A 13,817-nucleotide genomic window follows, 5' to 3' on the forward strand; every position below is an offset into this window, starting at 1 on the left:
CGTGGATTATACCGAATCAGGCGACAAATCGAGGTGTCAAAACCTGATGTGGACGGTTGCGCCACAGATCAAAACCATCGAGCAGCCAGTTCAGCTCCTGGACCGTCAGCACGATGGCTTCGTCGCTGTGATCGGGCGATGTTTTGAAGCGTTCGGATTCAAGGCGTTTGAGCCAAAGGCAAAAGCCGTTGCGTTCCCAATACAAAATCTTCACCCGATTGCGGGGTTTGTTGAGAAAGACGAAAAGCACCGGATCGAACACCGCCACTTTGATATCCAGCTCCACCAGTGCGGCTAGGCCGTCGATGGATTTTCGTAAGTCTACGGGTTTAGGGTAGAGGTACACTTTTTCAACTTTGGCGTCGGGACGCATCATGGCCGCTGGCTTCTGAAAGAGATCGGGAGCACAGCATCAGGCATCAAATCGCGGCTTTGAATGTGGGGTTTGTGGAGCGGTTACGAAGTAGTTTTCCATCCCGATATAGCAGGCCGTGAGCGCGCGCTCGACGAGCTGAGCGATGGACAGCGTTCGCTGTTTCATTTAGCGATGACGGCAGCAACGCTGGATGTCGAGGGCGGTATCGCCGATGACCCGGAGGCGGCTGGATTCCAGCCTGGCGGAGTGCCTCTGCCTGCATTGACGCTCATCGCGGTCGAGGAACCGGAGAACAATCTCGCTCCTTTCTACCTTTCACGCATCGTTCGGCAAATCGAAGATTTAACGAGCGGGAATCGAGCTCAGGCGGTTATTTCTAGTCATTCAGCGAGCATTCTTGCGCGAGTTGATCCGTCGCAAGTCAGGCATTTCCGTCTCGACCCAGCCAGCCGAACTGCCCGGGTTAGGGCTATTAAGTTACCGATCGGTCAGGAGGAAGCATCGAAATTTGTGCGAGAGGCCGTCCGCACCTACCCTGAGCTTTACTTCGCCCGCTTTGCGGTGCTTGGGGAGGGCGCCACCGAAGAAGTGGTGCTGCCACGCCTCGCCGAGGCGATGGGCTTCGACATAGATCGTTCCTTCGTTGCCGTCGTTCCCCTCGGTGGGCGGCACGTCAATCATCTGTGGCGTCTCCTGACTGATCTCGACATCCCCTACGCGACGCTCCTTGATCTTGATTGGGGGCGTGACGGCGGCGGATGGGGCCGCATCAAGACAGCATGCGCCCAACTTTTAGATAATGGTGTTTCGCCGCAGGCAATCTTCGCACAGCCAGACCCCGCGGGGCCTGCATCAAATCTGGCTGTCTTTGATACGCACCTAATAACAGACTTCGTCGGTTTGACTAACTGGGCCACTTCATTGCGACGATTCAACGTGTTTTTCTGCTCTCCTCTGGATCTTGATTATTCGATGATGCGTGCCTTTCCTGCTGCGTACCAGGTTCTTGAGCCCGGTCGACTGGGGCCGTCGCAACGGGGTGACCCACGTACGGCGGTGCTGGGCGACGAAGGTCAAGGCTACCTCTATGGTGCAGACCAAGATCAACTCTTGCGATGGTATCGCTATCTTTTCCTTGGGCGTGGTAAGCCCAGCACGCACGTCCGTGTTCTTAGTGCGCAGACATCCCAGGATTTAACAGCAGGCGCTCCAGAGGAGTTGCGGGCGATTCTGACATCCATTGCTGCCCGTCTAGCGCAACCTGTACCACCCGCACCGCCAGTGCTTTGATCATGCCAATCATCCGATCACAAGATTGGCGACCACGAGGTATAGATGACCTTGAGCCTGACGCGTGGCGCGCATTGCGCCAAGCCGGCTCGACCTGCGTTATAGCCGGTCCGGGCGCAGGAAAGACCGAGTTTCTCGCACAACGCGCCGTTTACCTACTCGAAACGGGGTTATGCCCAGCGCCTTATCGCGTCCTGGCAATCTCCTTCAAGAGCGATGCGGCAGAAAATCTCGCCACACGGGTTCGCAAGCGGTGTCCGGCTGAACTGGCTAACCGCTTTACTTCGCTCACCTTCGACGCCTTCGCCAAAGGCTTGGTTGATCGGTTCTTGTCAGCTATTCCCGCTCACTGGTGTCCGACCCGTCCATACGATCTCGTATTCCCCACTCGTCGGCAGAAAGAGGGGTTCTTGAACCTTTCCAGCAACACTGCTCCCCCGCAATGGCGGACTGAGATCGCGGGCTTTCACGCTGAAAGTTTTGAAGCTCGCCATGTCGGTGCCTACCGTCTCCCTATCACGCAACAAGCGCCGCAATCGGGTGCGGAGTTCATCATCCACCGCTGGTTGGCAGGGCAGCTAGCAACGCAGCCCCGGTCCACCCTCACATTTGTAATCATCAATCGATTAGCTGAATTGCTCTTGCGTTCCTGCCCGCACATACGGCGCGCACTCCAGTTGACCTATCCGTTCGTCTTTGTGGATGAATTTCAGGACACAACCTTCGCGCAGTACGACTTCCTGCTCTCGGCATTTAGCGGCGGCGAAATTGCTGTGACGGCGGTCGGAGATGACAAACAACGCATAATGACTTGGGCTGGTGCACGAACCGATGCCTTTGAGCGGTTTGCAATAGATTTTGCTGCTACTCGCATTCAGCTACTTTTCAATTTCCGATCTTCGCCAGATCTCGTCCGAATCCAGCATGTCGTCGCAAGAGCGCTAGATCCCCATAGCGCGTTCACTGTGGCCCAGGCTGTGCGGCAGGTCGACGGCGATGTCGCCCAGGTTTGGAATAGTCCGACGATTTCGTGCGAAGCCGAATACCTTGCGCGGTGGCTCGCGACCGATATGGCAACGCGCGGCCGTGCACCTCGAGATTACGCAATCTTGGTCAAGCAAAAGTCCGACGATGTCGAGGCCGATCTTGCTGCGACGTTTGCCCAAGCGGGCCTACGACTGCGAAATGAAAGCCACTCACTCGGACGCACGACTCTGCAGGATCTACTCTCAGATGAGTTCGCTAGAATTGCGATTGGCTTATTTCGACTCGGTTCAACGCAGCGCGCTCCGGACGCATGGCAAATATGCTCTGCTGCACTCTCGGCAGTGCGAGCGGTAGCGGACGGTGACGACATCACCGAAGCACGCACTGACGCCGAGCTCACAGCCTTCTTGGCGACGATGCGAGCGGAGATGAGAAACACTCCCCCGACGGAGGTGAGTGTCACGACCTTCGTAAACCGAGTACTGGCATTCTTGGATCTCTCAGCAGTAGCACGAACCTACCTTGAATATTCATCAGGCGATCTGCTCGCAATCATGGTCGAAGCCTTCCAGTTGCATCTCGCCGCTTCGGCGAGGGGTGCTGCGAACTGGACGATCTGTCTGGATGCCTTTGAGGGCCTCGAGCAAATTCCACTGATGACCGTCCACAAGAGCAAGGGACTCGAATACGACACCATTGTCTTCGTCGGCCTTGATGATCAGGCTTGGTGGGCACACACACCGGGTAACGCCGAAGGCCTTGCAACTTTTTTCGTGGCACTCACACGCGCCAAGCAGCGCGCGATCTTTGCTTTCTGTCGAGAGCGCGGCCAGCGGCGTCGTGTGGCCGAGCTGTATCAGCTTCTGAGCGACGCTGCCGTTCCCGAGATCACTACAGACTAGTGCCGCGCCTCAAATGGTAGGCGTCATGGTCCAATCCAATCAGTTGGGGGCCAAGGTGCGTAAGTTTGCGTGCGCAACTGGGTGGCATTGTTGATTGCCTGATGCCGTCGTTGTTCTAAAAGTGCCAATAACTCCGGGCTGGTGATACCTAAGGTGGTGAACCGCCTCTGCAGGATGGAGTAAGTATCGGCGAACTGTCCGTTCCATTTGTCGATACAGATCTCAAGGATGGAGGCGAGATGCGGACCATGAAGGTCGATGCCGGGCATACCTTCTTTTAATGCTGCAGTGAATCTCAACAAGGCCCCATCTTCCTTGAAAACCTCCCAGAATCCTCGTTGATCCTGTTTCTCTACTAGCCAATCGTCCAACTCGCTAAGATCCCGCAGGATCACCGGCCCCAACACCAGTACTTTTTTCAGCCAACGTTCTCGCGTTTGTGGATCGGGCGCCCGACCCAATAGCAGCTTCCAGCTCTGTGGCAGAGGGTTCCCTGAGCGCGAAGTGACCCGAATCAGAATGTCGAGAATTCGTTCGCTGTCAGAGGTGGCATTTGCCCGGATCAGACGTGTCACGACTTGGTCTGTCTCATGCCAACCTTCGCTGGCCAAATGCTCCCACATGTCATTGAATAAGGCATGCTCTGGTAGGCTCGCAATCAGTTCGAAAACAGGTATCCAAATGTGCGAATTGGCTCTACCGATACCGAGCTGACCCAAAGGACCTCTGACGCCGTAAAATATGTCCATCACCGCCTCAAGTAGTGGCAGTGGCAGCTGTTCTACAAGCTGTTTTGGTGAGGAATCGACCGTCAACCCCGAAGGAAGAATCTGGTGCAGTACAGAAGACGGGGTTTGACTGAGCATCAGCAACGCCGCAGATATCCATCGGCTGTCCGAGCGTGGTTCGAGACAAACTTTCATAAGCTTCTGATGCTCAACATCTGTCAGCTGCTCAACGTGGTGTATCAAGTCTGCAGTGAACGCCAGTACCGCTCCCGAGTCCTTGAAGGCGAGCAGGTGTTCAATGCGCGACTTTCTCAGCTCTGGATGCATCCTTGTGGCATGCATCAAAATCTCGACAACACCTAGGGCAAAGTCTGCAGGAATACGCTGATCGTGAAGCATGCGCTCGAGCCAACCGGTCCAGGCATCGCAGATGTCGATCATTTCGGCAGGTTGCAGATATTTTGTTGACTGAAGACAAACATCGTGGAGTCGAGCGTCAACGATTGGTGCGTTGTGTGGGAGCGAGCTCAATGCAATCGGCATCAGCGTGGCAAAGATCCGCCAGGGAGTCTGCTTTCCCGTGTGCTCCACACGACCGAATAGCAGCAACTTCGCGATGACGACTGTTGCTGCGCTGGGGACGCCAACTTGTCTTGCCAAGCCTTCCAGAATTAGCGTTCGCCGCGGTTCTGTCCATTGGTTCCAGCCTTTAACCGTTCCTTTAAGAGCTGCAAGCGCTACCAGTGGATGGTCCTCGCGGAAAATGCGCAGTATGACCTCGTCGTCGTCGTCCGCTCGCGGAAACTGCAGCCACAGTTCGACTGCTTCCGCGCGAATTACGGCCTCATTGAAACTAAGCAAACGGCCCATGCTGCCTAAGGTCATGGTTTCCAGGTTGTCTTTGTAATAACTGAGCACTCGAGCTGCCTGCTCAGGCGTTGGTAGCGGGCTGTCCTTGGCTCCCCATAGGTCTAGCTCTCCCGCGTCCAGTGACGGCTTCGCTCCCCAGTTCCCAAGGTTACGAAACCCCTGTCCGGCCTCGTCTGACAGGCGCGCCTCACCGTTACGCCATTCCATGTCATCGAGGGTCAAGTAACTGACTGCTGACACCCACTGAGGTAGCCGATGGCGTACATCAGCCTGAAGTACGCTCAGGTGGCGAAGTAGAAAGTTGAAACAAAGGTCACGAGTCGAAGGAAAGACCGATTTCAATCCACGCTCGGCGTAGTCGACTATTTGCTGGCGAGCCTCAGGCAGTTGAACGAGGCTCTGGAAAACCCAATCGAGGTTACGTGCAGTGGCGCGAGATGTGCTTGGTATCCAACAGAATAAGCCTTGGGCAATCACTTTGGTGACCCGGTCGACGTTGAACGAATTGACGTCGTCGAGGCTAGCCTCTGCAGCCGAGCGATAAAACGGGTGACTGAACGCAATATTTTTTTGTGCAACTACCTCAATGATCCTCTTACTGGCCAGCGAGGCGAGTTGTGCCTCTTTGTCCCTGTCCTGAGGAATGGATGGCATTGCAAGTTGCTCTAACGGAATACCGAAAAGATCATCGAACAGTGAACCTGCGGCTAAGATCGCGGCTTCTGAGTCCTCGTTTTGTTTGTCCACCAAAACGGCCAGCATCTGTGACGAAATCGGCTCGCTGACACTGGAGGCGATAGACATTCCCAATAGGATGCTGCTAAACCCTTGCTCCGTGAGAGCGTGTCCGAGGCTAGCTGCATCGACCCTCGCGAAACGGTATAGATTGTCCAGGTCACAGCCTCCCTCATACTCGTAATGGTGGCTGGCCAAGTGGAGCAAGCAACCGGGCTCTAAATCCAAGGCCCCTTGGTCAACAGCATTTTGCACGTATGAGCGAATGGGATCGGGGACTTGCTCCGTAGATGCAAACTGACTCCACAGCTGTCCCTTGAAAAGGCTGCCGGACTGGCCCAGATCCCACCATTGGTGACCTGCCGTTTTCAGAAGATTCAAGTTCGCTTTGCGACTGGCGGTCAGCAGATGGTTTTCCACTTGGGCGACGATCAGTTTTCGCCGAGTTCCTCGGCTTAACTCGATTGTCAGTTGCTCGAGTCGACGAAGGGCCCTTACCGGCTCGACCACCGAATGCGTTCCACCGAGAGGGTCGTCCAGTACCACCAACCGACTCGCTGTACCTGGTTGCGATAGAAATCGTTCTGCGTCGTCGATATCAGAGTACCGTCGTACTTCATACCCGAGCTGCTCGAACTCTGCAGCGACCCAGCGCGCAGAAGAGGTTTTACCGACTCGTGGCAAGCCCGAAAGCAGCAGTACGCCATGACGAGACAAGTGAGTGAACCATGCCTGCTCCTGGCCACGTGCGACATAGTCCGTGGGGCGGATGCTCAGGGGAGCAATGGTGTTGAGCAATGCGCGTACTTTTGGGAATGAGTCGATCAGGTGGGTAAGGCTTTTCGATGCGCTAACGATCTCGCGTAGCTCAAGAATAACCTGGTCAATTCGATCATCAGGGACACGCCAAGACCGCCTCAAATGTTCGGAGCAGCTCGCCAGCAAAGAGTTGTTGCTCACCCGTTCAAGGATGATCAGCCGTTGAAACGCATCGCGTATTTCCGATGTTGAAAGCTTCCCGGCCAGCGTCAGGCAGTGATTCTTGCGCTTGATTGCCAAGTCCTTATCGTCCTCATGGGGCGAAGAACAGCTGGACCATACATCAATGAATGCCTGGGCATCCGTCACCTTGATCGGCTTTCCGTGACTGGCGCCCAACCAATCAGGTGCCACGGAATAAAGCGCCGTCTGATCATCACAACGACCGGAGACTATGAACAGCACGGTAAGCTCTGGGTCGTCCAATAAACGCTCGAGCAAGGTGCCGTTACTTTTCCGTGGTGGGCAATGAGCCAGATATTTGGCAATGTCCAACAGCTTGACCGGTAGCTCCGACCCTTTGATTTGGATTTCTACCCGGCGGCCTGTTGCTGTGCCTTCAAATCGGATCTCCCCGTCCTCTCCACCCAGAGGTTCGACGTAAAAGTTCGCTTGAGTTTTGTTTTCGAAGCGCAACATCATTTCCAGGCAGGCCAAATCCTGAAAGTTGAACTTCTCGGGTGCAGTGATGGCGATGGTCATGGAGATGGTTTACCGACGAAAAGTCTGAACAGTGACAACGTCACGGTTGTCGCGGGAGCGATTTTGATCGCTACAGAGCTTACAAGTCGGTGGGCGGACTTGAAACCCGAGATGGGTCTCTTCCTGCAAAACATTTAGGTCGTCTGTCAAGATCATCATATCTCTTCTGACGATTGCTCTTGCCGTGCCGGTGATCTGCATCCTGACGTGGTACCTCACCAAGAGTACTTCCGGATTTATCACCCAGCGTATTGGATAACGAAGGCGTCGATGAGGCAGTCTCGCGCTTCGACCCGAAATGAGATCCTTGGGGGAATTAAGCTTTCTCAATTTTAAGAAAGGGATTATCGGGTGGTATCCATTCAAAAAATAGCTTCGGTTCCTCAATCAGATATCCCTTCAAAGTGGCTGTTTTTCTGGGGCCGCGCACTTGGCACGTCCAGATATTCAGACCGTCGTCACGCTTCCTGTGGATCTCCAGTTTTTCAAACTGCTTCTGCACCCAGCGCCATTTTTCAGTTTCTTGATCGGCCCCCTGTGAGATACCAGGAAACTCCTGCGCGTAGCGTTGGAAGAGGCCAGGTGTGACCAGTAATACGCTGCCACTCACCGTGTGGATTTTGGCCTTGCTGTCATTGATGATCAGCTTATGGCTGAGGATGCCTTCCTTGAGCCAATTCAGGAATGCCTGACCAGGGTTGTCCGATGGGGGATTTGAGATCTCGAGGGTGCCAGCTGACGATGCGTTGCTGACCTCAGACTCTTCCAGCTCGAACATATCCAACAACGTGTCGAGATAGTCAGCGTCTTCTATCGCCCTAGGATCTGCCGGCGAAGAGCTTTGACGCGATCCTGTACTGACAGTCTCGGGCGCTGCTGGTGATGCCGGAGTGTCAGTCGGGCGGTCATCGACTGCCACGCTCACCGTTCCGCTGAAAGCCTCAGGCCGGTCTTCGTTCCCCCAGATCAACGCCGGTTGAATGCGCAAGAACGTAAAGGTCTGCTGCCAGTTTCCCTGCGTGACAAGAGCGGTCCAGATAGCTTTTCCTTCTAGAGTCGACTCGACCAGCCCATGCGACTGCAGTTCGTCGAACACGGCAATGTTGGACGTGGGGATGCCCTCAATCGACTGCGATAGCAGATAGGCCCGCAGTTTGTCCGTGACCGTCTTGCTGACCAGCCACAGGGCGTCTTCAGTCAACCAACCCGCGGCACCTGGCTGGTTGAGTTTCAGCTCGTGTTGAACCAGATGACGCAGTCCGCTGAGCAAGTGATGTTGCAGCGAATGAATCGGCGCTTGTAGTGCCTTGCTCGGATTGCCACCAATGTTCTGTGCGGTGGAGACGCGGTCGGCCTGCATCACCAACTCACCGAGCACGCCGGCACGTTCGTACTGGCCCGCCAGGACATACAGCAGACTGGCCCACAGTGGCGGAAATCCACTGAGCCAATCGAGGATTGGGCGGTCGAGAATTTGGGTGTAGAGCAAGCCTGCGGCGGCGCCGTGCAGGTGGTAGTCGCGGCCTTTGAGGTAGCGAAAACGGTAGGGCTGATCCAGGGAACCCTGCCAAGGATGCCAAACACGGCCATCCTGGCGTTCGACCAGCAGGTCCACGGCGATCTTGCCGATGTCATGCAGCAGGGCGCCATAGGCGATGCCAGCCGACCAGGCATCGGTCTGGGCGGCTTGGTCTTCGGGCGCGGCGCCGGTGGGCAGCAAATACGACTGACGCAGTTTCAAACTGCAAGCGACCAGCTCCAGGCCATGGTCGAGCATGCCACCGAGATACGCATGGTGGTGCGTCTCGCTGGCCGGGAGTTGCTGGACCTGTTCGGCGTAGCGATGGATCGGATTTAAGTAGAGCTGGGTGAATTGGACGTGGGAGAGGGCGGTGTATTGCCAGATGCGATCGAGCAACTGGCGGCGGTGCTCCACTGCTAAGAGGGTATGGGCTGACTCGATGGACAGGTAACCTTCGGCGACGTTGACGGTCGGTGGCGGAGGGGGCTTCTGCCTTTTGTGGCGAAACAGACGGAGCATCGTGACCTCCGGGAAGTGGCTGGGTCAGTGGCCTTTTAGCCTTTTCGGATAGCGCTCTTACCCTTGCGTGCCCATACCCTTCCAACCCTTACCCGTCCTTTTGGCTCGTGTCCCTTTGTGCGGCAATCGGAATATGGATACTCCTAGGCATCATTTTTTTGGGGGCTAGTACGGAAAAGAAAAGAGTCGGTACACTGCGGTGCATATTTTTTAGGTCTTGCCATGAACCTCACTGACGCCACGCTCGTGCTGCTGCTCGCGGCACGTATCCATGGGACCGACGAAGCCGTCAGGGCTTCGGCGAAGAGCGTGGTCAAGAAGTTGCCGCGCAGTAAACGCGATCTGATCTACAAGGTGATCGATAGCCGAAGCCCGCTCGAGCTGGTGGATTTTCTGGCACAGAACCTGGATACATAACGGAATGCTGCGGGTGTGCGCCCCTCTCTTGTTCTTAGCGTGAGGGCCCGCCGTATGATTCCGTCTGTTTTCTGGAAACAGAAAAAAGGGCTCAACTCGCGTTGGGCCCTGTGAAGCGTTTGCAGCGGTGAGGTAACGATCAAGCTCCATCGTTCATGCATAGTGAGTCATCCAAGACCGCTTGCTTTAGTTGCTGCTCCAGGTTGAGTACATACTTCGAGGCGCTTCGGGCCTGGCCACTGGCGCGGAAGATCGCGCGTTTGTCAGCCTTGAGCAGGCTGAGCCAGGAATCGATATAGCCCTCGTGCCTCAGCTCTCCCTGAATGCCGGCGTAAGCACATAAAAACGCAGCGCCCATCTCGGCGATCAACTCCTCAAACGCGTAGCCTGGCGAGCCGAATGGACAGGATGACGTCACCCCCTCGCGCTGCAACCGAGCGTGATGCCCGGTCCAGTGCGTTAGCTCGTGCAGTGCGGTGGCGTAGTACCCGCCTTCATCGTGAAATTGTGCTTTTGTCGGCAGTTGGATGAGATCCCTGATCGGGTGGTAAAAGGCTTCGTCGGCAGGCCGATGAACAATGCGTGCACCTGAACTTAACAGCAGATTTTCCGCAACGCTATTGGCCTCGAAGGGATCGGTCGGTTCCGTTTCGAGCAGGGTTTGATTGAACATCTCGAGCCCCTCCGTTTGCTCGATGTTGAACAGAAAATGCGTCCTGAGAATGCCGAAGTGAGCGACCTTGGGCTGATCGTTTTCATCGAGTACGGGTTGGCCTGACTCGGTCTGTTCCTCGCGCTCCATCGGCTTGTAGAGCACAGCCAGAGTGCTGTGCTCACCCTTACGGATGTGCCCACCGGCTTTTTTAGCTTGGTTGAAGGTCAGCCAACGATCTTGAGTGAACCCCTGCAACCTGGCCTCGGCCCAGAGCAGCGGTAAATTGATACCCGAATACGGACGTCGCGTGATGGCGTTGATGGGGTAGGGTTGATGGCCGATGTAAGCTGAGCCACTTGAGGACCAGGGTCTGATCCAGGGAGCAACGCCTTGGTCTAACGCGGTAACGATCTTGTCAGTTACGTCTTGGTAGATATCGCGCATGGCAATTTCCTCGAGAGAAAAACGGAGGAACGCCTTGCCCGTCGGGGGAGGGTTCCCCGGTGGGTGATGGGCTGGATTGATGCAGGTCTTGCATGCCGTCCGATGTGGAGGTGGGCGCCGCCAATTGCGCTTAGCGCTGGTGTTCTCCTGCAAGCGCTATCAGTAAGGCGCCAGGCTGACCCGGTTCTTGGAGTAGGCTGAGACTCAATTGCAGCAACGGGTCGTGGTCTAAGTGATCGGTTGGTCCAATGTGGATTACCTCGAACAGCACGTAGGGCTTGTGTGGATAGGCCAGGTGGGCTTCGAAGGCTGCGCGCAATACGTGGCTCAACCGATCGATCTGCAGCTTCCCAGCGTGATCGGAACGCTCGAGCTGTACTGCGCGTTGCCATGCGCCAGGTGTGAACACAATGGGCAACCGAAGGGTGTTCAGTGTTTCCGGTGTAAGTGAGTCGGGCATGGTATGTCTCCGTTGAAAACGCGAAGAAACCTGTCCCGTGCGGGAAAAGATTTCCCCGCAGTGGGTTGAAGAAAATCAAGAGGGTTTTCCTGACGAGCAGAGCTCGAAAGGCGCTCAGGAGAGCAGTAGGCGTTCATCACCGTAGAATCGGCCACCGTGCGAGCTACCGAACGCTAATCGCACTTGGGGAGAGCCATCATCGAAGTGACGTAGCCTTGAAGGTTCTGGCTACCTGGGAAAGTGCTGTCGATAACAGCGATCCGTACCTTGTATTTAACCGGACGATTTATCTGGGTCAATGACTGTAGAGACGCTGTTTCACGGAGCTTGTCTTCTGTCTTCCAGTGAAGATTTTTCGGCTGGGGCAAACTGATAAACGGTCAGGCACGGGCCGATTTCAGTAGTACGCTATTTACTCTTGTCTCAACCATGAAAACGCTCAGAAGAGGGCGAGACCATGCCGATTCAGCAACCTGTTCAGAGTTCACGTGCCCACCGCTGGGCGTACGTTTGTGGTATGTCGGTGAAGCGTGGTTACCGTAGGTTGAAAACGATTGAATCCCGCGTGGTTGAGCGTGCGGAGACGGTAGGTATGCCCGCAGGTAAATTTCTTGTTCGCGGGAGTTTTCTGACTGCCAAGTTGGCTCTGCTCGGAGCATTTATTTTTGTTAGCTTCTGGTTGTTTGTGCTGATGTGCACAATCGTCGTATTAGCAGCTATCCCAATTCAAGATTCAGACACTCCAGGTATTGACGATCTCGATGATCCAATGCATAGAACGTCTTGGCCTGAGCGGTACGATAAATGGGGTTCTCTGAAGTAGCCTCTTGGTTATTTTGAGCTCGATTTACCCGAAACAATTCTTGCACCGCTCATCAACTGAGAGGTTCCGTTAGAGCTCGCCGTCTGTGCTGCGTGGGTTCCCCTGCTGAGCATTCCTTCTACGCCTGAACCTACGCTATATCCGGCCCAACTCATGGTGGCTAGAAAAACCATCGGCAGCACGATGAACATCGCACCCATCACATACTCAATTACCTGCGCCGTAACTGTCCCCTCCATGAAGCCGGATGTGGGCAGCGATAACAGCACTTGATTGGAAGCCGAAACTTGGTTGTACAAGGTGTCGAGCATGCTGGAGTCGACCCAGCGCGCCAGTTCCCACCAGAAGGTCAGCATGTGTAAGGTGAGCAGCGCGAACGTCACTGTCATGACGGTCTTCAACTGATAGGTACTGACCAGCAGGATCAACGGCAAGCTGATGATGACGCCCATGATGAGGAAGGCCTGCACCATTGGCAGTGCGGCGCGTAGTGCATTCATTGCCGGGAAGTTGCTGAAGGAGCCCAGTGCTAACCCGGTATTGGTGGCCAGATTATTGAGCCCCTGAGTGATCGAGCCACCACGAGCGCTGGAGCCATAGTCCTGGTACACCTGTCCGGGCGACATGGACATCGATTGCTGGCGCGGGCTGACCAACTCACGGAGGGTGGCATCCTCTATCTCGTTGCCCGAACGGCCAGTCAACCAACCTTTCAACTGAGTCAGCAGCGAAGGATCGACCTGCTCGATCAAGCGCCCGCGCAAGCCGACACCGCTGTCGCTCCACCACTGCTTGCAGGTGGGGTAGCCCGCGCCATTCTGTAACCGAGGCAAGGAGACATCGCGGTTTTCATCATAGGGCCAGTTGACGCGCGGCGTGCGTGAACGATCCGTATCGTAGTAGCCGGGCGTGTCGAGAAAATAGCTTGAGCCGATCCAGGAGGCGTCGTGACTTTGTGCTTTGTCCAACTGCGGACGGTTGGTGAATAGCCGAGAGCGGGAATAGCCGTAGCAGTCACGAGTGAAATCGGCGACTTCCTGCAGCAGTACCTGACTGTCGATACGCGAGCTGTCGATCTCCATACGCATTTGTCGGATATCCGGTGTACAGGGAATGGAAGCGGTGGCCGCCGCGGTTACCCCTTTACTCAAGGCATGCACCAGAAACCACCAGATCGGTACGTTGGCGGAGCGCTCGCCGATAGTCTTGAAGGTCGTTCCCCAGGCCGTTTCCGTTGGCTTGGCCACACTCACGCCGCAGCGCTGGCTCGCCGCGTCATCGAACGTCATTGACGAGAGGCTCAACGGAAAAACCGGCGCGCAGCCGAACAACACGACGATGTAGGCCAGCCACAACCGGTTCTCGATCCGCGGCACCGAGAGCAATCCCTTGTTTCCCTCATCCGCGCCTTGCTGACGGGCTGACAGCCATTCCTGGAGGATGATCGCGCCGAAGGGCGCGGCAAACAGCCCGGTGTCGGCCAGGACGCTCCAGAGTCCATTGTTAATGATCCAGGCCAGCAGGGAGAGGTAAAATTCCAGGTAACTGTTGGTGCTCAGGAGCATGGT

Annotated in this window: 10 protein-coding genes; 4 read left to right on the top strand and 6 right to left on the bottom strand. The window is 55.6% G+C overall.

Annotated features, from left to right (window positions below; translation table 11 throughout):
* Window positions 1-16 precede the first annotated feature (16 nt).
* A complete protein-coding gene (tnpB, locus tag ATI02_RS04155) occupies window positions 17-376 on the bottom strand; it encodes an IS66 family insertion sequence element accessory protein TnpB (RefSeq protein ID WP_244196544.1) in 360 nt (119 codons plus the stop codon).
* Window positions 377-436: 60 nt separating this feature from the next.
* Between tnpB and ATI02_RS04160 the strand changes: the two genes are divergently transcribed.
* Both ATI02_RS04160 and ATI02_RS04165 read left to right on the top strand, forming a co-directional pair.
* On the top strand, window positions 437-1,666 hold the full coding sequence (locus ATI02_RS04160) for an ATP-dependent nuclease (RefSeq protein WP_202864021.1): 1,230 nt from the start codon (window positions 437-439) through the stop codon (window positions 1,664-1,666).
* A gap of 2 nt (window positions 1,667-1,668) precedes the next feature.
* Complete coding sequence (locus ATI02_RS04165) at window positions 1,669-3,555, top strand: UvrD-helicase domain-containing protein (RefSeq protein ID WP_100845499.1); 1,887 nt, start codon at window positions 1,669-1,671, stop codon at window positions 3,553-3,555.
* 23 nt (window positions 3,556-3,578) lie between these two features.
* On the opposite strand, the gene ATI02_RS04170 is transcribed toward ATI02_RS04165, so the two are convergent.
* Window positions 3,579-7,409 (bottom strand): nSTAND3 domain-containing NTPase, encoded by a 3,831-nt coding sequence (locus ATI02_RS04170; protein ID WP_100845500.1) that lies wholly within the window; start codon window positions 7,407-7,409, stop codon window positions 3,579-3,581.
* A 316-nt stretch (window positions 7,410-7,725) separates the two neighbouring features.
* Window positions 7,726-9,450: a MobH family relaxase gene (mobH, locus tag ATI02_RS04175; protein WP_100845501.1), complete on the bottom strand. Its 1,725-nt coding sequence runs from the start codon at window positions 9,448-9,450 to the stop codon at window positions 7,726-7,728.
* 222 nt (window positions 9,451-9,672) lie between these two features.
* Between mobH and ATI02_RS04180 the strand changes: the two genes are divergently transcribed.
* Window positions 9,673-9,867, top strand: a complete 195-nt coding sequence (locus ATI02_RS04180) for a DUF7740 domain-containing protein (protein WP_020300924.1) — start codon at window positions 9,673-9,675, stop codon at window positions 9,865-9,867.
* Between the two features lie 139 nt (window positions 9,868-10,006).
* Here the strand turns inward: ATI02_RS04180 and ATI02_RS04185 are convergent, their stop codons facing one another.
* Complete coding sequence (locus ATI02_RS04185; RefSeq protein WP_100845502.1) at window positions 10,007-10,966, bottom strand: ArdC family protein; 960 nt, start codon at window positions 10,964-10,966, stop codon at window positions 10,007-10,009.
* Between the two features lie 130 nt (window positions 10,967-11,096).
* A complete protein-coding gene (locus tag ATI02_RS04190) occupies window positions 11,097-11,426 on the bottom strand; it encodes a hypothetical protein (RefSeq protein WP_100845503.1) in 330 nt (109 codons plus the stop codon).
* 457 nt (window positions 11,427-11,883) lie between these two features.
* Here ATI02_RS04190 and ATI02_RS04195 point away from each other — a divergent pair, with 457 nt between their 5' ends.
* Window positions 11,884-12,249 (top strand): DUF3742 family protein, encoded by a 366-nt coding sequence (locus ATI02_RS04195; protein ID WP_100845504.1) that lies wholly within the window; start codon window positions 11,884-11,886, stop codon window positions 12,247-12,249.
* Window positions 12,250-12,257: 8 nt separating this feature from the next.
* On the opposite strand, the gene ATI02_RS04200 is transcribed toward ATI02_RS04195, so the two are convergent.
* Window positions 12,258-13,814, bottom strand: a complete 1,557-nt coding sequence (locus ATI02_RS04200; protein WP_100845505.1) for a conjugal transfer protein TraG N-terminal domain-containing protein — start codon at window positions 13,812-13,814, stop codon at window positions 12,258-12,260.
* Window positions 13,815-13,817 lie beyond the last annotated feature (3 nt).

The organism is Pseudomonas baetica (assembly GCF_002813455.1).
In the GTDB taxonomy this organism is placed as follows: domain Bacteria; phylum Pseudomonadota; class Gammaproteobacteria; order Pseudomonadales; family Pseudomonadaceae; genus Aquipseudomonas; species Aquipseudomonas baetica.